Genomic DNA, 19398 nt, shown 5'->3' with positions numbered 1-19398 from the left:
CAAGCTTAGGCCCAATTGACAAGACCGTCCAGACGGTACAGGAAGACCGCCATTATTTGAAATCGGGACCCGCAGTCGGTATGTGTCCCGATATCCGCGCTTCGCGCCGGATTTCGACTGAGGGGACTTCCTTGTTCAAGCGCATACTCCGTATCTTTATCATTGTTCTGGTTCTGGCCCTGCTCGTCGTCGTGGTCGGCGGCATCGTCGGCTTCAACTTCCTGCGCGACAACGGCATCAAGCAGTACTTCGCATCGATGAAGCCGCCGGCGGCAACCGTTTCGACGACCATCGCCAAGCCTTCGGCCTGGACGCCAGGCGTCGAGGCGATCGGCACGGTCAAGGCGGTGCGCGGTGTCGACCTGACGGTCGAGACTACCGGTATCGTCAAGGACATCCTTTTCCATGCCAACCAGAAGGTGGCGGACAATGCGGTTCTGCTGCAACTCGATGACGCCGTCGAGCGCGCCGACCTCGATGCACAGAAGGCGCAAGCCGCGCTAGACCAGACCTCACTTGCCCGCGCCATCGAACTGACCAGGCGTGGCGTTGGCTCCGACTCGACGCTGGACACGGCGCGTGCGGCGGCCTCGGCCTCGGCATCCCAAGTCACCAAACTGCAGGCCGTGCTCGACCAGAAGCAGCTGACGGCGCCTTTCGGCGGCACGGTGGGTATCCCGAAGATCGATGTCGGCCAGTATCTGGCGCCCGGCACCGCCGTGGTGACATTGCAGGACCTCGACACGATGCGGGTCGATTTCACGGTTCCCGAACAGCAACTCGCCTTGCTCAAGATCGGCCAGACGATTCGATTGGGCTTTGGCGGCGAGGACAGGCCATTCGCAGGCGCCATTCGTGGCATAGACCCGAAGATCGACTCGTCCAGCCGGCTGGTGAACATCCGGGCGGAAGTCGCCAATCCCGATGGCAAGCTGACCCCCGGCCAGTTCGTGCAGGTGCGTGTCGAACTGCCCGAAGAGCAGAACGTGCTGACCCTGCCGCAGACGGCGCTGACGACAAGTCTCTATGGCGACTACATCTTCGTGGTGCAGCCAGCCAAGCCCGCCGAGACAGCGCCAGCTGCCAAGCCGGAGGAAAAACCCGCTGCGCCGGCAGCCGACAAATCGGCTGACGCCAAGCCTGCGGACACCAAGCCGGCCGATGCCATGAAGCCGGCGGCTGATGCAGCCAAGCCTGCCGCCGATGCGGCAAAGCCAACTGACAAGGCTGCCGATGGGGCCAAGCCGGCGGCGGAAGGTGACAAGCCCGCGCTCGTGCTGTCGCAGGTGTTCGTCAAGCCCGGCCGCCGCAATCAAGGCATGGTCGAGATCGTCGAGGGGCTGAAGGCCGGCGACGAGGTCGTCACCGCCGGTCAGAACCGCCTCTTCAACGGCATGTCCGTCGTTGTGGACAACACCATCGACCCGACCAAATCGGCGAACAAGCAGGCCGACCAGCAATGAGCTTTTCAGATCTCTTCATTCGCCGGCCTGTTCTTTCGACGGTCCTTGCTTGCATGATCCTGCTCCTGGGTTTCCAGGGCATCTTCAACCTGTCGATCCGGCAGTATCCGAAGGTCGATGAAACGGCCATCACGATCACCACGGCCTATCCAGGCGCCAGCGCCGATCTGATCCAGGGCTTCATTTCCGCCCCGATCGCCCGCGCCGTCGCGTCGACCGAAAACATCGACTACGTCACCTCGTCCAGCCGCCCGTCCTCCAGCACCGTGACGGTGCAGATGAAGCTCGGCTCGAACCCCGACGTCGCGCTGACCGAAGTTCTGTCCAAGGTCCAGGGCGTGCGCGGCACTTTGCCGGACGCGTCGAAGGACCCTGTCATCGTCAAGGGCACCGGCCAGCAGTTCGCGATGATGTACATCTCGATGCAGAATCCGAACATGACGAAGGAGCAGCTGACGGAGTATATCGAGCGCGTCATCAGACCGCGCATGTCGACGGTCGAAGGCGTCGCCGACGTGCAGATTTTCGGCGCCCAGGAATACTCGATGCGCGTCTGGATCGATCCGGTCAAACTTGCAGCGCGCGGCGTGACCGCCTCCGAACTGCTGACGGCGATCAACAATTCCAACTTCCTGTCGGCGCCCGGCAACACCCAGAACGAGTATGTCGTCTCCTCGATCACCGTGCGCTCGACATTGCAGACGCCGGAGGCATTCGCCGAGCTGCCGCTGCGCTCGACCGACGGCAATGTAGTGCGGTTGCGCGACGTGGCTCGCGTCGAACTCGCTGCCGAGAACACCGACACCAGGGTCTCGTTCAACGGTAAGCCAGGCACCTTCCTCGCCATCTTCCCGACGCCGGCGGCCAATCCGCTGACCACGGCGGCTGCGCTCACCAAGCTGGTGCCGCAGATTCAGGAGACACTGCCGAAAGGCATGACGATCGAGGTCGTCTACGACGCGACCGGGCAGATCAGCGCCTCGATTGAAGAGGTGTTCAAGACCATCGGCGAGGCGGTTGCCATCGTCGTCGTCGTCATCCTTCTGTTCCTTGGCTCCTTCCGGTCGGTGATGATGCCGATCATCACCATCCCATTGTCGCTGATCGGCGTCTGCTTCCTTTTGTTCGCGGTTGGCTACTCGATCAACCTTCTGTCGCTGCTGGCCATGGTGCTGGCGATCGGCCTGGTCGTCGACGACGCCATCGTGGTGGTGGAGAACATCCATCGCCACATGGAAGAAGATCACATGTCGCCGATGCAGGCTGCGTTCAGCGGTATGCGCGAAATCGCATCAGCCATCGTTGCCATGACCATGACGCTGGCCGCCGTGTTCGCACCGCTGGCATTTACCGGCGGCCTGACCGGCGCGCTGTTCCGTGAATTCGCGGTCACGCTCGCCGGCTCGGTGGTGCTGTCGGGTGTCATCGCCATCACCATCACCCCGATGATGTCGGCACGCCTCTTGAAGTCCGGCACGCCGGGCCGTTTCCAGCGCATTGTCGACGGCACCTTCGCGCGCGTCGAGCATGTCTATGAACGCGCCGTCACCGGATCGCTGAACTATCGCCCGTTGACGCTGATCATCGTGCTTGCGCTTGTCGGTGTCACCGGCTTCATGTTTACCAAGACCTCGAGCGAACTTGCGCCGGAAGAGGACCAGGGCTTTCTGCTCTCGATTGTGACGGCGCCGCGTTATGCGACGTCCGATTACACCGAGACATACGTCAACCAGATCCTCGGCCTGGTGAAGGATATTCCCGAAACACGGGCGCAGTTCTCTGCCGTCGCCTTCGGCGGCACGACAAACAGCGCCTTCGTCGGCTATGCCTTCAAGGACTGGGCGGAACGCAAGCGCAATTCGAAGGAACTGCAGGCTGACATTACGGCCCGTATCGCCAAAGTGGCCGGTGTCGAGGCCTTCGTCTTCGCACCGCCGACGCTGCCGGGCTCCGGCGGCGGCCTGCCCATTTCCATGGTGGTGCGATCAACCGGCGCTTCCTCGGAAGTGTACGAGGTGGCCGAGCAGATCAAGAACAAGGCGCAGGCCTCCGGCCGCTTTATCGTCGTGCAGAATTCGATGGCTTATGACGCACCGGAGGTGACGGTGACCATCGACCGCGACCGCGCCGCCGCGCTGAACCTGCCGATCGCCGATATCGGCCGCACGCTGACCTTGCTGGTCGGCGGCGCCGAAGTGGCGCAGTTCGACCGCGATTCCAACAGCTACGACATCATCCCGCAGGTGCCGCAGGAGTTCCGCGACGACCCCGACAAGCTCGGCGAATATTTCGTACGCAGCGTGACCGGCGAGATGGTGCCGCTATCGGCGGTGGTCAAGATTTCGACCAATGCGGCGCCGGCGGCGATCGAGCAGTTCAACCAGCTGAATTCGTCGACGATTTCGGCGCTACCGTTGCCCGGCGTCACCACTGGCGACGGGCTGAAGGCGCTGGAGGACATCGCCAAGGAGAGCCTGCCCGACACGTTCTTCATCGATTATTCCGGTCAATCGCGACAGGAAAAGGAACAGGGCAACACCATCCTGATCGCTTTTGCGGCCGCAGTTGTCGTCATCTATCTGGTGCTGGCGGCGCAGTTTGAAAGTTTCCGTGACCCGCTGATCATCATGATGGCGGTGCCGTTATCGATCTTCGGCGCGATCGTGCCGCTCAATCTGGGCCTCGGCACGCTCAACATCTACACGCAGGTCGGCCTGATCACACTGATCGGTCTGATAACCAAGCACGGCATCCTGCTGGTCGAGTTCGCCAACCAGCAGCGTGAAAAGCATGGCATGCGGCGGCGCGATGCCATCATCGCCTCGGCCAAGGTGCGCCTGCGGCCGATCCTGATGACGACGGCGGCGATGGCGCTCGGCGTTGTGCCGCTGATCACGTCCAGCGGCGCTGGTGCCGCGGCCCGCTATTCGATGGGCCTGGTCATCTTCACCGGCATCCTGGTCGGCACCATGTTCACGCTCTTCGTCGTGCCCATGTTCTACACCTTCATCGCCAGCAAGGACCTGCCTCATCTGGCGGAGAAGCCGGACCCCAAGCTGATGCCGGCACTGCCGAGCTAGGACGGTCGAGGGAGTCCCGCCCAGAAATGCACGGGGCAGATTGATGGGAACAAAAGAAAAGAGGCCGGGAAATTCCCGGCCTCTTTTCTTTTTGGCTGGGCTCGATACCGCCGGTTTGAACTGTACGCAATACCGCAGCGTTTTCCGGAGGGAGCTTTGAGGCGTGGCAGCATGCTGCCACGCCACCGTTTCCAGCCTGCTACTTGACGATGACGATGCTGGTGTTGGTCGCCCCGAAGGTTTCGACGAGCTGGTAGAAATCGGCGGCGTTGTCGGGGTGCAGCCGCACGCAGCCATGCGAAGCCGGCTGGCCGAGGCGCTTGATCGCATAGGTCGCGTGCACCGCATAGCCGCCGCTGAAGAAGACCGAGTGCGGCATCGGGGCGTTGTCGTATTTCTTCGAATACCACATTTCATGCATGCGGGTCGGCTTGAACGAGCCGGTCGGCGTCACATGGGCCCGGTCGCCGGTGGAGACTTTCCAGGCGAAGGTCGGCCGGCCGTCGACGGAGACTTCCATGATCTGCTGCGAAAGCGAAACGCGCGCCACGATCTTGTTGGCGGCATGCGCGGCGCCCGAGCCGAACAGCAGTGCGGCACCGGTCAGAGCGGCGGCGGCGATGTTGATGAGCTTGGCGGAAATGGCGGTATGCATGAAGAAAATCCCCTCTCTCTGCCGGTCCAGCCGGCTCCAATTCGATGGCTGCTTATCCCAACGTCATGTTTCGGAGAGATTTCGCAAAATGATCATTTGTGTTTCGAATCTGTTTCCACTGGTTAACAAACGCCAACCCCGTAGAGCCGTCGGTGGCCGCCAGCGAGACCCCTAGCAAGACCAAGGTCAGGAACATGGGTATCCGTCGCTAAACGAAAGTGCGAATTAGCAGTATTCGAAAGGACCGCCCTAGATCTCGAAACCGAACTGCAACAAAGCGAGGTTTCAAGCGGCATGATCCGGATACGGGCCGCAAGCAAAGTTGACGCAACGAAAACAGCCGGCAACGAACATGGGAACGAAATCGAACGCGCTGTCCTGGCTTTTCAGGATCAGCATCGCGGCAGCGGCCATCGGCGGCGTCGGCACGGTTGCCGGCACCCCGCTGACAAGCCTCGGCGCGATGACTTCAGGCGAGATTTCGACCCTGCACGCCGCACTGTTTTTCGCCACGGTCTGGATTGTTTCCAGCCTGCGCATCGCCCGGCTAAAGGCCCTCTGGCGGGTCGGCCTTAGGCTGACGGGTTTGCGCGGCGCCTCCGGCAACTTGCTGCCGAGAGGACCGAAGGCCCGCGCCGAGACGGGGGGTTCCGTGGGCGGCGCGGGCGCTTCGGGGGGTATCCTGAAGCGACCCGCAACAAACCATTTTGGGGAATTGGTACGATGAAAACGAAATTTGCCGCTTCGGTGCTTTCCGCACTGCTTTACGCCCAGGGCCTGCTCGGCTTTGCCGGCCTTGCCACCGTGCTGCTCAGGGACCGCGCCCACGCTGGCGAGCTGACCATGGGCAGTGACATGCCGGTGGGTCCATCGCTTCTGCTGGTACGCTGAGCGCCAAGAGCGTCGGGGCCGGAGATGGAAAATCCGATGCCCGAAACCAGAGACTGCGTCAGTGCCCGGCAATCAGCCCGCGAATTGCCGCGGCGGATCGAACCGGTAGCCGGCGCCGCGTATGGTGGTGATGGTTTCGGTGTCGAGTTTGCGGCGCAGCCGCACGATGCGCGAATCGATCGAGCGATCGAAGGCATCGGCGTTTTCGGCCGGCGCCGCGGCGATGATGTCGTCGCGCGTCAAAACCTTGCGCGGACTGGCCAGGAACAGCCTGAGCAGCGCCACCTGACCGGGCGAAAGCTGTTCCTCCGTGCCGGAGCGATGCATGACCATCGCCGATCTCAGATCGACGGTCGCGTTCTCCAGCACGATCAGTTCCTGGGTGCCCCTGCCGCGGCGCGAAAGCAGGCCGCCGACACGGGCGGCCAGTTCACGGACATTGAGCGGGCTCTCGATGACGTCGGCCGCACCAAGCTCCAGCGCCAGCACCTTGTCGACAAGATCGGCCGGGCGGCAGATCAGGATGAAATCCGGTCCGCCCTCACCGCCTCCTCCTTGGCCGCCGTAACGTCTGAGCAGGTCCCGCCCCTCCGCCTGGCTGAGGCTGTCGCCGACGACGACGACGTCGATGCCCTTTCCCGACAGCAGAGATTCGGCTTCCCAGGGCTGGCGTGCCTGATGCACGTCATGGCCGCGCCGTTCAAGATGGTCGGCGAGTTCGGTCGCGACCACTTCGGCTACCGAAACGAGCGCAATGACGGATCGTGCGGCCATGTTTTCCAACCGTTCCCTGGCAACCCCGATATGAGTGCTGGACATGATGTTTATACCCAATCTACTTTCCACTGAAAGTGGGAGCGAAAGCATCGTGCGGGCAAGAATTGTCATCGTCGAGGATGAGCCCGACCTGAGGGACGCTGTCGCCGAATACCTTGGCGCCGCCGGATATGACGTGGCCACCGCTGAAAGTGCGGCCGCCGCGCGCAGCCTCGTTGAAACGCAGTCGTTTCATCTTGCCATTCTCGACATCGCCATGCCCGGCGAGGACGGCCTCTCGCTTGGCCGCTGGCTGCGTTCGAAACTGCCGATCGGCATCATCTATGCGACCGCGGCCGGCACCGCGCTCGACCGCATTGTCGGGCTGGAACTCGGTGCCGACGACTACATCGTCAAGCCTTACGAATTGCGCGAAGTGCTGGCCAGGGTGCGCAGCGTGTTGCGCCGGGTTCCCCAGCCGAAGGAGCTGCAGGACAAGAGGGCCGGGGCGGATCGCCGTTCCGTTGCCTTCGGCCCCTTCCAGGCCGATCTCGACGGCAGGCTGGTCACCGGCGCCAATGGCGTGGTGATCGACATGGCCAAGAGCGAGTTCGACGTGCTGGAGATTTTCCTCACCCGCGCCAACCGGCTGCTGACCCGCGCCGCTATCTCCGAGGCGATCGGTTTCACCGAAGATCCGGAATCGTCACGCGCGGTCGACATTCGCATCATGCGGCTGCGCAAAAAGATCGAGGCCGATCCCGCCAATCCGAAATTCCTGCGCACGGTGCGCGGCGAGGGCTATATCTTCTCGCTGCCGGCCGGCGACGGCAACTGAGCACCGGGCCAGAAGGATGTGGTTGCTCGCCGGTCGGATTGGCGCGACTCCGGAATGACAGCACAAGATGATCGCTGAAGCAGCAAGCACCGATATGCAAGGGTTCCGGCAGGGCGCGGCGATGGCGGCCGTGCGCGTCGTTCGCCGGCTGCGCGAGGCCGGCGACTGGCAGCGCGAGATGGACGGCATACTGGAAACGCTCTGCCGGGCCATGGATTGCCAGCGCGGCATCCTGTTTCGCTTGCGCGAACTGCCCGGCCAGGGCTTCGCCCAATCCGTCGCCGCCTACTGGATCGACCCTCTTTTCGGCGGCGAACTGGCATCACCGACCGTCATCATGCAATCGATCGTCAATTCCGACCCGCTGCTGGAGCGGCTTGCCGAGGACGAGAGGCAAGGCAAGATCTTCGCCGGCCATACGCGCGACCTCGAAGGCTTCCTGAGGACCGATTTCGAGAAGCAGAACATCAAATCGTTCCTCTCGGTCTCAGTCTTCGCGCACGGCCATCTCTGGGGCACGCTGGCGGTCAATGACTGCATCAACGAGCGTGCATGGACCGACGAGGAAGAGGCGACGCTGCACATCATCGCGCTGGCCATCGGCGACGCCATAGAGCGCTCGCCCTCCGACGCCCACGCCAGCGAGGTCATTCGCCGCACCATGCTGCAGGCCTCGCTCGACGCCATTGTCGTCATCGACGAGACCGGCTCGATCATCGAATTCAATCCGGCCGCCGAGAAGATGTTCGGCTTCCAGCGCAGCGACATCCTCGGCAAGGACCTGCTCGATACGATCGTGCCGATCTACTACCGCAAGGGCTATGCCTCAGGAGCCGAATACATGTCCGGCCGCGGCGCGCCGATGGTCGGCCAGCGGCTCGAGACGGTGACCCAGAATGCCGCCGGCGAAGTGTTCCCGATCGAGCTGACGGCCACCGAGATGCGGGTTGCCGACCGCCGCCTGATCTTCGGCTCCATCCGCGACCTGCGCGACAAATTGCGCGCCGAGGAGGAAATCGGCCGGCAACGCGAGAAGCTGCACCAGAACGAGAAGATGGCGGCCATGGGTTCGTTGCTGGCCGGTGTGTCGCACGAGCTCAACAACCCGCTGGCCGTGGTTGTGGCGCAATCGACGCTGCTGCACGAATTCGCCTCCGATCCGCAAACCAAGGTGCGCGCCGAAAAGGTCCGCGCGGCCGCCGAGCGCTGCGGCCGCATCGTCAAGAGCTTCCTGTCGATGGTCCGCCTCCATCCCGCGGCACAAGCCGAGACCGACCTCAACCAGGTGATCCGGGCGGCACTTGAAGTGACCGCCTATGGCGCGCGCTCAAGCGGTATCATCATCGACACCGATTTCGCCGCAGGCCCGCTGCTGGCCATGGCCGACGCCGACCATGTGACGCAGGTGGCGGCCAATTTCCTCATCAACAGCCAGCACGCTTTGGCTGGCATTGCCGGCGACCGGCTGATCAAGGTGCGGACGTTCCGCAGCGACCGGGATCATCCCTGCTTCTCGGTCGAGGACAATGGGCCCGGCGTGCCGGAAGCGATCCGCGGCCGCATCTTCGAATCCTATTTCACCACCAAGCCGGTCGGCGTCGGCACCGGCATCGGCCTGTCGATCTCGAAATCGATCATCGAGCGGCACAATGGCAATGTCTGGTTCGAGGAAGTGCTCCCGAGAGGCGCGCGTTTCGTCGTCCAGCTGCCGGCCATCGTGGCCGGCCTCGCCACCGCCGGCGACAACCAGCCGCGATCGAGCGGCCTGCGCCATGCCTTGATCATCGACGACGAGCCGGATGTCGCCGGCTCGCTCTCCGACATCCTCGAACTGATGGGCATCAAGTCGCGGATCGTGCCGGTCTGGGAATCGGGCGCCGCCACCTTGAGCGGCCACATGCCGCCGGACATCGTTTTTTCGGACCTGCGCATGCCCGGCGTCAGCGGCATATCGATCTATCGTGAGCTGCTCGCCGAAAAGCCCGATTTGGCGCGGCGTTTCGTGCTGGTCACCGGAGACCTGATCGGTGCCAAAGCCGAAATCGAAGCCTTGCCGGCGCACCAGCGACCGCAGATTCTGGAAAAGCCGTTCAGCACGCTGGATGTGCGCAGCGTGCTCTCCGCCATCGCCGAACAGGCGGCCTTGAAAGGATAAAAAAGAGGCTCCCGGGGGCGGGAGCCAAAAGGAGCGCACTGGAGGGCGCTCGGGGAGGTCAGAGCATGGTCCACAAAACGGGAACGGTTTTCGGGACCATGCTTCGACGGAAATCAGAAAATATTCGGCGTGCCGGTCAACAGCGCGGCATTGGCGATCATGCGGATCGCGCGGCTTTTGTGTGTTCCGGACCGTTCGGCGATGGCGCGCAGGCAATCCATGCTCTCGGTACCCCAGGCCTGGCCCTTGCAGGCGAAGTCGGTCACCGGCACCGGCAGACGCGCGGTCCTGGTCGTCGTCTGCGCGCCGTCGATGAGATTGGCCGGCGGATTCAACGAAGCGAAGGCCGGCCCGATTGTCGGCGTGAACGCCATGCCGACGAAGGCGCAAGCAGCCAGCACCATGAACATCGCCATGGGGTGGTCGCTGGCCCGCTGGCGCAGCGCCAGTTTCGGACGGCGGTCATTGCGCTCTGGAGCCTGAAGGCGGCTCTCGCCGCGGATCGTCTGGATTTTCGCATGCATTACCTTCCCCTTCGCTGAGTTTCTTTTGGCGGTGAAATGAACTTATCCGCGCTTTGTAACGGTGATGGGGTGGCGAAGGGTTGGCACTGTAACGAATTCGAAACAGCATTTCGGGCGAAGTCGGGCAAAATCGGGCATGGCTTTGACGGCGCCGAGGGCTCGAGGCGCAACTTGACCGATCTTGCCAAACAGTCTTTCGAAAAGATCAGGCTCAGCCCGGAGCTTGAAGCTCGGCAATGATCTTGTGCGCGGCGATGCGCCCGGCAATGATGGCGCCCTCGACATACCCCGGGAACGATGGCGAGAGTTCTGAAGAGGCGAGATACACCGGCGGTGCGCCGGCAAGGATCGTTCGCTCGGCGTCTGTCGCTGTAACATCGACAATAAGATCGCTGTACGCGCCGCCGCTCCAGCGATCTCCTATCCAGTCACGCAAACTGAAATCGATGACGTCACCGGCGTCCGGACCAAGGGCTGCCTCCAGCCGGCCGGTCACCTCCGCACGCAGTTCCGCCTCGCCGAGGTCGCGCCAACGCAGCGCGAGCGAGCCGCCGGCGAACACGACGAGCGCCGCATGCTCCGCATCCTTGCCGGCGTCGCAGGCAAACAGCCCCGGCGGCTCGAGCCACATCATCATGCCGCTCAAACCCCGCGCCCGCCAAAACGGTTTGGCATAGCGCACCAGGATCTTGATAGCCGCGCCGCTTTCCCAGGCGCCGAGTGCCCGCCCCAGTCCGGCCGGCAAAGCGGGGGCAAAGGCGAGCTCCGTCACCGTCGCCGGCGGGACGGCAACCAGAACCGTGCGCGCCTCGACGGCACCCCCGGCCGAAACGACAAGAACACCTTGCGAACTGTGCTCGATGCGCGTGACCGGCTCGCTTAGCCGCAACCGATCGCCAAGGTCGCGGGCCAGATCGTCGGCCAGCGAATGCATGGTTTCGCGCACAGAATATTGCAGTTCCGTCACCTCGTTGGTGACCCGCCGGTCATTGTCGATCAAATACCAGAGAGGAATCTGGTCCAGCGCCATGCACCAGAGACCTTCGATCATCGAACGGAACGCCACCCTTGCATCGGCCGAATCGTGCTGGCAAGCAAGCCAGTCGGCGACGGTCAGTCCGGCAATCGAGGCATCGTCCGGATCGATCCCGTTCATGCGCTCGCGGATCGCCATCGCGGCATGATAGGTCCGCTCTGCTCGTTGTGCGGACATCGTCGGCTGGGTGATGAAGTCGCCATCGACATAGGTTTCAACCAGCGTCTTGCCGCGCGCCTCGACCATGGCCATCAATTCCGGCATGTCTTCGCACAGGAACTGGCCACCACTATCGATGCGTTCGCCAAGTCCGTTCAGTCGGGACTCGACGCGTCCGCCGACGCGGTCGCGTGCTTCGAGCAGGATGAAATCGATGCCGGCCTTCTTCATCTCAAGCGCCGCCGACAGGCCGGTGAAACCCGCACCGACGATGACGACATCGGTTCGCTCGAATTCGCCGCCCTCATCCGTGAAGGTCTTCAGCATTGCCGGCTATCCACCCAATCGCATTCGGCTTCCACCGACGAACTATGTCCTTGTCGACATATGCCGGCGGGCCGCACACACCATGCCGCAGGCTGTCTCTAACCTATCGTTTTCTCGAGCATATTGAGCCAGTTGCGATAGGCGATTTTTTCGATCAGCGCGCGGCCGAAACCGCGTGCCGCCAATGCATCGATCAGCTTCGGGAGGCCGGCGACATCGCCGATGACGGCCGGGATCATGGCGCCGTCGAAATCGGAGCCAAGACCAACGCCATCCTCACCCAGCGCCTGCAGCAGCGAATCGATATGGCGCACCATGATATCGAGGCTGGTGTCGGCATTCATGCGACCGTCCTCGCGCAGGAAGCCGGTTGCGAAGTTCAGCCCGACCATGCCGCCGGTTTCGCGGATCGCGCCGAGCTGCCAGTCGGTCAAGTTACGCGAATGGCCGCAGATCGCGTGCACGTTGGAATGGGTCGCCACCAGCGGCGCATCGCTGAGTGCGGCTACATCGCGAAAGCCCTTCTCGTTGAGATGCGACAGGTCGATCATGATCTTCAACTGGTTGCAGGCCTTGACCAGCGCCTTGCCGGCATCGGTCAGGCCAGGGCCGGTGTCGGGCGAAGACGGGAAGCGGAACGGCACGCCGTGGCCAAAGGCGTTCGGACGGCTCCAGACGATGCCGAGCGAGCGCAGGCCGGCTTCATGCAGCACGTCGAGCATGGTGAGCTCGGGATCGATCGCCTCGACCCCTTCGATGTGGAACACCGCGGCGATCGACCCTTGCGCCATGGCATTGCGCACATCGCCGGCGCTGCGGCAGACGGTGAGCGCTCCGGCCCGTTCCAGCCTGAACAGGATCGAGGCCATCGCGATGGTCGAGGTCAGCGCCTCATCGCGCGGAACCTCGGGCGGCAGCGGTTCTGCGGCGCCCGGCGCCAGGGGTACGGCGCCGCGCCTGGATTTCTCGACAGGCGGCGGAAAGATGGCGAACATGCCCCCGGCGAAGCCGCCGGCTTTCGCGCGTGGCAGGTCGATATGGCCGCCCGATTTCCCCTCGATGAACAGTTTTTCGACGTCCGTGTCTTTCGACTGATGGAGTCTGAGCAACGTATCGTTGTGGCCGTCGAAGACGGGAACGAGATCTGTTTCGGTCATTGGGGGATCATTCGGTTCGTTTGTCGGCGCGGCTAAGATATATCCTATCTACTTAGGCAGGATGCGCCACCCGCGCAAATGCCAAAGCCGCCCCGGTGGGATGGCAGCCGCTTACCGCGCCGTTTCCAAGCAACGAATCCCTACCGCTTCAGCACGTCGGCCCATTCCTGATGGCGGCGGAACTGGGCGTTGGCGAACGGGCAGAGCGGGATGATCTTCTTGCCCGCCGCACGCGCATCCTCGACGGCGCGGGTGACAAGCCGAAGCCCGGCACCCTGGCCGCGAAAGACGTCCGGCACTTCGGTGTGGTCGATGATGATCTGGTGCTCACCGATCTTGGTGAAAGTCATCTCGGCCTCGGCGCCATCGGGTCCACGCAGGACGTAGCGGCCCTTGGAACCGCGATCCTCAAGTTCGATCTCAGGCAGTTGGTCAGGCATTGCTATGCTCCTTGGGCAGTATCGGCAAAGAACCGCCGTGCCGCCTCGATCTCGTTTGGCCGCACCTCGTGCCCGCCATCGTGCCATTCCACTGTGACATCGGCGCCGTCGGCACGCAAATAGGCCTCGAGCCGCGTGGTCAGGTTCGGTGGGCAGATCGGATCGCGCTTGCCGGCGGTCACCAGGATATGGCGGCCGGCGAGGCTGCCCTTGACCTCAGGTTCGAACGGGATCAGCGGATGCATCAGCACCGACGCGTCGAACAGCGCTGGAACCGCGAACACCACCGAGGCCAGGACATTGGCGCCGTTGGAATAGCCGAGACCCAGCACGGCCGATGGCTTCGCTGCTTCAACATGGGCCTTGACGAAGCCCGCCATCTTGGTCGTCGCCCGCGCCAGGTCGTCCATATCGTAGATGCCCTCGGCGGCGCGGCGAAAGAAGCGCGCGGCACCTTGTTCCGACACATCACCGCGCGGCGAGACGATGGTTGCCTGGGGCGCGAGATCGCGCCCCAGCGACAGAAGCTGATTCTCATCGCCTCCCGTGCCATGGAAGACGAACAGCAATGGACCGCCCGGCGAACCGGGCAGCACCTTGTGGATGTAAGCGTCCTTGCTCATGGCCTCAGCCTTCCAACTTCTGCAGATGCTGTTCGAGATAGGGCCGCAGGTGCTGGTGCTGCGTCGGCAGCTTCAGCGCCTCGCCCAGATGAGCGGTATCCTCGTCGCGATCGAAACCCGGCTCGTTGGTGGCGACTTCGAACAGCACGCCACCCGGTGTGCGGAAATAGATCGCCCAGAAGTAGTCGCGGTCGATCACCGGCGTCACCCCATAGCCGGTGTCCATCAACGCCTTGCGTACTTCCAGCTGCCTGGCGCGGTTCTCGACCGCGAAGGCGACGTGATGGACGGAGCCGGCGCCGAGATCGGCGAAGGCAGTGCTCGGCAGCGATTCGATGTCGATGACATCGGCGCCATTGCCGTTCTTCACCGCCAGCCGCCTGAGATTGCCGGACTTCTCGATTTCCTCGTAGCCCATGAACTTCAGCAGCTCTTCCGTGGCGCCGCCATCCTTCAGCCTGAGCGACACGGAATGAAAGCCTCGGATCGCCTCATCCGTGGGAACGCCGCCTTTCGCCCAGGGTGCTCTGCTGTCGCTCTTGCACTCGACCAGCGCGAAGCCGTCACCATCCGGTCCGGCAAAAGCCAGGCGCTTCTCACCGAAGGTTTCTTCGCGCGAGAGGCCGGTGACGCCCTCATCGGCAAAGCGTTTTTCCCAATAGCCAAGCGTGCCTTCCGGCACCGAGTAGACGGTGGTTCCGACTTCCCCGACCCCATGCCGGCCCTTGCCGATGTCGGGGAAGGGGAAATAGGTCATCACCGAACCCGGCGTACCGGCCTCGTCACCGTAATAAAGGTGGTAAACATCGGGCGCGTCGAAATTGACGGTCTTCTTGACCCGGCGCTGACCGAGTTTCCTGGTGAAGAAATCGTTGTTCTGGCGGGCATCCCTGGCCATCGACGTGACGTGATGCAGGCCCTTGATCTGGTCGAGCATTGTCTTGCTCCTTCCCTTGGTACATGTGCGGCCCTCGCCGCTGTCCACGCCAATATGAGGACCAGGGCAGTTTCCGCAAAGGCGGCAAACACAGAATGGACTGTGTCATAAAAGTGAACGATGGAACAAGGTTCGTTCACCAATTGGCTCGCAGGTCAGACTTGCGCCATGGCCAGAATTCGGTTCCATAAACGGCGTTCGACATCCCGGGACAAAGGTATCGTGAGTGACTGGAAAAGCCAGGCGGCCTAACATTCTCCTGATCACATGCGACCAGTGGCGCGGCGATTGTCTGTCCGCCGCCGGTCATCCGGTCGTGCGAACGCCGAATGCCGACGCTTTGGCCGCGGAGGGCGTGCTGTTCAAGCGGCATTATGGCGGCGCGGCGCCCTGCTCGCCCGCCCGCGCCTGCCTCTACACCGGCCTCTACCAGATGAACAACCGCGTCTGCCGCAATGGCACGCCGCTCGACGCTCGCCACGGCAACATTGCGTTTTCGGCTCGCGCCCTGGGCTATGATCCGACGCTGTTCGGCTACACCGATGTGTCGCTCGATCCGCGCCTGCTGGCGCCGGGCGATCCGCGGCTGCAAAGCTATGAAGGCGTGCTGCCGGGCTTTACGGTGCGCCAGCTGCTGCCCGAGCATCAGAAGCAATGGCTATCCTGGCTGGAGCTGCAAGGCATCGACGCCAGCGCCGGATCCCCCGACATCCATCGCCCGGTGGCGGACCGCGCAGTCGGAACCACCGTCAGCAACACACCGCCCGTCTACTCCGGGCAGCAAACCCCGGCGGCCTTCCTGACCGGCGAATTCGCGCGTTGGCTTGGCGAACAGGAGCACGCCGCGCCGTGGTTCGCGCATCTTTCCTTCATCAGCCCGCACCCGCCCTTCATAGTGCCGGAGCCCTACAACACAATGTACGATCCGGCTGACGGCCCCGCCTTTCGGCGCGCGGCAAGTTGGCAGGAGGAGGCGGAAAACCATCCCTATCTAGCCTATGATCTCGGCCGGCAGAAACAGATGAAATTTCGCCCCGAAGCCAGAGGCAAGGTGCACGACTGGAGCGAAGACGATTTTCGCGTCCTCCGCGCGATCTATTACGGCATGATTTCCGAGGTCGACGCCCAGCTCGGCCGCATCTGGCAAGCGGTCAAGGCGGCCGGCGCGTGGGACGACACCATCATCGTGCTGACCTCGGACCATGCCGAGATGATGGGCGACCATTTCATGCTGGGCAAGGGCGGCTATTTCGACGGCAGCTACCACATTCCGCTGATCATCCGCGATCCGCGCCACGGCAAGGCGGCCGGCGGCAAGGTAGACAACTTCACGGAAGCGGTCGACATTTTGCCGACGTTTCTCGACCTGCTCGGCGAAGAGCCCGCGCCGCATCTCGACGGCAGGTCGCTGAAGCCGTTCCTGAGCGGGGAAACTCCTGCGGCGTGGCGCGATGCCGCGCATTGGGAGTTCGATTTCCGCTCGGTTGCCGCGGGCGAGGCCGAACGCCATTTCGGCATCGCCTCACGCCAATGTAATCTCGCCGTTATCCGCACGGAGCGTTTCAAATATGTGCATTTCGGCGGCAACCTGCCGCCGCTGCTGTTCGATCTGGAAAACGATCCGGATGAATTGGACAACCTCGCGCCCGACCCCAGCCATCTCGCCGCGCGGCTGGAATTCGCCGAACGGCTGCTCGCCTGGCGAGCCGAACATCTCGACCAATCGCTGGCACTGGCCGAATTGACCGAGAACGGCCTCGTCGGCCATGCCGCTGGCCTGCCTCCATGCCACACATGAACACAGGCCCGCATCGTTGCCGGCGCGGGCCTGTATCCGACTGGGTGGAAACTACCTGACGATCATGCGCTGCTGATCGCGCTTCTCGGCATAGCTGCCCTTGTCATAGGCGGTTTGTGCCTCGAGCTGTTCCTTGGTGAAGGTCGTGTACAGGTATTTGTTGCCCGCCTTGTCGGTCATGAATTTGAGATTATCCATGCCGACCGCGACTTCCTTCTCGCCAATGCCGAGGAAGCCACCGACATCGACGATCACCGCATCGGCCTTCTTGTCGGGCGCAAGCACGACATCGCCGATCTCGCCGACCTTGGCGTCGTTGGCGCCATAGACAGTCGTGCCCTTGAGGTCATCGGCGCGAATCTCGCCAACCGGCATCTCGGTCAGCGTCGACTTGTCGATGGCTGCGGTCTTTGTCTGGTCCGGAGCCGAGGCATCGGGGGTCGTGGGCGCCGGAGCCTGTGCCGTCTTGTCGGACGGAGCGACGGCAGGGGCTGCGGCGGGCGCGACTGCTGCCGGCGCATTCGAAGCCGTCGTTGCCGGCGCCGGGTCATAGGCCTTGCGGTTGAAATCCGGCTGCGCCTGCAATTCTTCCTTGGTGGTCTGGGCGACCAGCCAGCGGTCGCCATTCTTCTCGGCCCACTGCGCCTTCGAGAAGTCATAGGTGACGTTCTTGGCGCCAAGGCCTAGGAAACCGCCGACGCCGATGACCAAGTACTGCGCCTTGCCATCCTTGGTCAGCACAATGTCGTTGACGTCGCCGATGTTCTGGGCGTCATCGCCGGTGCCGTTGTAGACGTTTTCCCCGATGATGTTGGTGGCGAGATTGCCATCGGCGCGCTTGACTGGTTCTGCCGAAGCGGCGTTCATGTCGACAGGCTTTTGCGCTGTGTCCGTCGTCGCGGGTGCTGCCGGCGCTGTTGCGTCGGTCGATGCCGCAGGTGCTGGGGTCGGGCTGTAAGGCTTTTTATCGAATTCTGCCTGCGCCGTCAGTTCGTCCTTGGTCGTCTGGGCCACCAACCAGCGGTCGCCATTCTTTTCGGCCCACTGCAGCTTGCCGTAATCGAAAGCAACGCTTTTGGCGCCGACACCCAGAAAACCGCCGACGTCGATGACAACGGATTTCGCCTGCCCATCCTTGTCGAACACGACGTCGCTGACCTTGCCGATGTTCTCGGCATCGTCGCCGGTGCCATTGTAGACGGACTCACCGATGATGTTGGTGACGATGCTGCCCTCTGCGCGTGCCACAGGAGCGGCGGCGGGCTCCTGGACGGCGGGCGTGGCAGGCGCCGTATTTGTTGCGTTCTGCGCATAGGCGCCGGTCGCGACAAAGGTTGCGAGCGCCGTCGTGGCTAAAAGATTGCGGATCATGGTAGTCTCTCCTCGTGCCTGATCTCATGCGCCGCGTCTTCCTTGGGGAACGCGGCATCTACAGGTTCACAACGTCGTGACCGGGTCAGTTGTTCCGACAAAGCGCTGCGGTCCGGGAACGAAACCACGGAAATTATTGAGCCGCTGGGGTAGTCACCCCGTGGCAAGAGGAACCTTTCTGTCGACGCCGCGTTTCAGCCGTTGGCTGGGTATATCCCGGCCGCTTTTTGGCTGACCTGGTGGAGCGGGGCATGAGATTTGCAGCGGTGCTGAACCGGGACGGCGGCACTTTGCGCACCACCGACCTCGCCGCTTTCTCCGACAGGATGCATCAGACGTTGGAAACGGCAGGCCACTCGCTCAGCATCGAAATTGTCGCCGGCAAGGATGTGGTGGAGACGCTGGACAACGCCGCTTCGCGTCGCTCGGTCGACATCGTGCTGGCAGGTGGCGGCGACGGGACCATTTCCGCCGCGGCCGCCCGACTGATGGGCACGAAGAAGGCGCTTGCCATATTGCCAGCCGGCACCATGAACCTGTTCGCACGCGGGTTGGGCATTCCGCAGTCGCTCGACGGGGCGCTGAAATCCTTCGCCGACGGCGAAATCATTGCTGTCGATGTGGCGACGGCCAATGGCCAACCTTTCGTGCACCAGTTCTCGATCGGCATGCACGCGAAGATGGTGCAACTGCGCCAGAAGATGGAGTTCGGTTCGCGGTTGGGAAAGATCCGCGCCTCGGCCAAGGCGGCTTGGGCAACAATCAACAATCCACCTGCGATGAATGTGACGCTCAGCATCGGCGATGCCGAAATGGCGGCACGCATCACCGGCATCGGCATCACCAACAACTTATTCGGTGAAGGCCATCTGCCTTATGCCGACAATCCTGCGGGCGGCGTGCTCGGTGTCTATGTCACGGTGGCGAAGCAGCGCGCCGAACTGGTCAAGTTCTTCTTCAACATGGCGCGCGGCAAATGGCGCGACAACGAACATGTCGAAATCCACCAGACAAACAGAACGGTGCTGAAAATCCATTCGGGCAGCCGCAAATTTCGCGCCGTCATGGACGGCGAACTGGTCAGGCTTGACCGTGAAACGGTAATCGAGATCCAGCCTGGCGCACTGAATGTATTGGTTCCGGCGAGCGCGGCCCAGTCGAGAGCCGCCTGATGAGGTGCGACGCAAC

At 62.9% G+C, this 19398-nt stretch carries 17 protein-coding genes; 8 read left to right on the top strand and 9 right to left on the bottom strand.

The genetic code is table 11. From position 1 onward, the window contains the following. Positions 1–131: 131 nt before the first annotated feature. Positions 132–1463: an efflux RND transporter periplasmic adaptor subunit gene (locus RPF88_RS27485; RefSeq protein WP_013529307.1), complete on the top strand. Its 1332-nt coding sequence runs from the start codon at positions 132–134 to the stop codon at positions 1461–1463. Further along, positions 1460–4543: an efflux RND transporter permease subunit gene (locus tag RPF88_RS27480; protein ID WP_013529306.1), complete on the top strand. Its 3084-nt coding sequence runs from the start codon at positions 1460–1462 to the stop codon at positions 4541–4543. The genes RPF88_RS27485 and RPF88_RS27480 overlap by 4 nt, the downstream gene beginning before the upstream one ends. Positions 4544–4742: 199 nt before the next feature. Here RPF88_RS27480 and RPF88_RS27475 read toward each other — a convergent pair whose 3' ends face one another. Then, entirely contained in the window at positions 4743–5198 is a 456-nt protein-coding gene (locus RPF88_RS27475) for a L,D-transpeptidase (protein ID WP_013529305.1), read from the bottom strand. Positions 5199–5550: 352 nt separating this feature from the next. Here RPF88_RS27475 and RPF88_RS27470 point away from each other — a divergent pair, with 352 nt between their 5' ends. Together RPF88_RS27470 and RPF88_RS27465 are read left to right on the top strand one after the other, a co-directional pair. Further along, positions 5551–5925 (top strand): hypothetical protein, encoded by a 375-nt coding sequence (locus RPF88_RS27470; protein WP_337123525.1) that lies wholly within the window; start codon positions 5551–5553, stop codon positions 5923–5925. After that, entirely contained in the window at positions 5922–6089 is a 168-nt protein-coding gene (locus RPF88_RS27465) for a hypothetical protein (RefSeq protein WP_013529303.1), read from the top strand. Before RPF88_RS27470 ends, RPF88_RS27465 begins: the two co-directional genes overlap by 4 nt. A gap of 72 nt (positions 6090–6161) precedes the next feature. Here RPF88_RS27465 and RPF88_RS27460 read toward each other — a convergent pair whose 3' ends face one another. Then, positions 6162–6863: a response regulator transcription factor gene (locus RPF88_RS27460; protein WP_337123918.1), complete on the bottom strand. Its 702-nt coding sequence runs from the start codon at positions 6861–6863 to the stop codon at positions 6162–6164. A gap of 46 nt (positions 6864–6909) precedes the next feature. On the opposite strand from RPF88_RS27460, the gene RPF88_RS27455 reads away from it, so the two are divergent. Continuing rightward, entirely contained in the window at positions 6910–7683 is a 774-nt protein-coding gene (locus RPF88_RS27455; protein WP_174299078.1) for a response regulator, read from the top strand. 67 nt (positions 7684–7750) lie between these two features. After that, positions 7751–9838: a sensor histidine kinase gene (locus RPF88_RS27450; protein ID WP_063173187.1), complete on the top strand. Its 2088-nt coding sequence runs from the start codon at positions 7751–7753 to the stop codon at positions 9836–9838. Positions 9839–9951: 113 nt separating this feature from the next. Here the strand turns inward: RPF88_RS27450 and RPF88_RS27445 are convergent, their stop codons facing one another. The 6 genes from RPF88_RS27445 to RPF88_RS27420 all read right to left on the bottom strand — a co-directional run bounded on the left by RPF88_RS27445 (position 9952) and on the right by RPF88_RS27420 (position 15041). Beyond that, positions 9952–10362: a hypothetical protein gene (locus tag RPF88_RS27445; protein ID WP_337123524.1), complete on the bottom strand. Its 411-nt coding sequence runs from the start codon at positions 10360–10362 to the stop codon at positions 9952–9954. 211 nt (positions 10363–10573) lie between these two features. Beyond that, complete coding sequence (locus RPF88_RS27440) at positions 10574–11884, bottom strand: flavin monoamine oxidase family protein (RefSeq protein ID WP_337123523.1); 1311 nt, start codon at positions 11882–11884, stop codon at positions 10574–10576. Between the two features lie 98 nt (positions 11885–11982). Continuing rightward, positions 11983–13041, bottom strand: coding sequence for a dipeptidase (locus RPF88_RS27435; RefSeq protein ID WP_224620132.1), 1059 nt, complete (start codon positions 13039–13041; stop codon positions 11983–11985). Between the two features lie 140 nt (positions 13042–13181). Then, complete coding sequence (locus tag RPF88_RS27430; RefSeq protein WP_013529296.1) at positions 13182–13481, bottom strand: GNAT family N-acetyltransferase; 300 nt, start codon at positions 13479–13481, stop codon at positions 13182–13184. A 2-nt stretch (positions 13482–13483) separates the two neighbouring features. Next, positions 13484–14104 (bottom strand): alpha/beta hydrolase, encoded by a 621-nt coding sequence (locus tag RPF88_RS27425; protein WP_027163149.1) that lies wholly within the window; start codon positions 14102–14104, stop codon positions 13484–13486. A gap of 4 nt (positions 14105–14108) precedes the next feature. Then, the gene (locus tag RPF88_RS27420) at positions 14109–15041 is read right to left on the bottom strand and encodes a VOC family protein (RefSeq protein ID WP_337123522.1); all 933 of its coding nucleotides are present in this window, start codon (positions 15039–15041) and stop codon (positions 14109–14111) included. Positions 15042–15267: 226 nt separating this feature from the next. Between RPF88_RS27420 and RPF88_RS27415 the strand changes: the two genes are divergently transcribed. Beyond that, complete coding sequence (locus tag RPF88_RS27415; RefSeq protein ID WP_337123521.1) at positions 15268–16839, top strand: alkaline phosphatase family protein; 1572 nt, start codon at positions 15268–15270, stop codon at positions 16837–16839. 51 nt (positions 16840–16890) lie between these two features. On the opposite strand, the gene RPF88_RS27410 is transcribed toward RPF88_RS27415, so the two are convergent. Next, the gene (locus tag RPF88_RS27410; protein WP_063169140.1) at positions 16891–18210 is read right to left on the bottom strand and encodes a PRC-barrel domain-containing protein; all 1320 of its coding nucleotides are present in this window, start codon (positions 18208–18210) and stop codon (positions 16891–16893) included. A gap of 251 nt (positions 18211–18461) precedes the next feature. On the opposite strand from RPF88_RS27410, the gene RPF88_RS27405 reads away from it, so the two are divergent. Then, entirely contained in the window at positions 18462–19382 is a 921-nt protein-coding gene (locus RPF88_RS27405) for a diacylglycerol/lipid kinase family protein (RefSeq protein WP_013529291.1), read from the top strand. Positions 19383–19398: the final 16 nt, after the last annotated feature.

The organism is Mesorhizobium sp. ISC11, from assembly GCF_037162595.1.
GTDB lineage: Bacteria > Pseudomonadota > Alphaproteobacteria > Rhizobiales > Rhizobiaceae > Mesorhizobium > Mesorhizobium ciceri.
The sequence above is the reverse complement of the archived record's forward strand: the minus strand, read 5'-3'. Positions and strand labels throughout refer to the sequence as shown.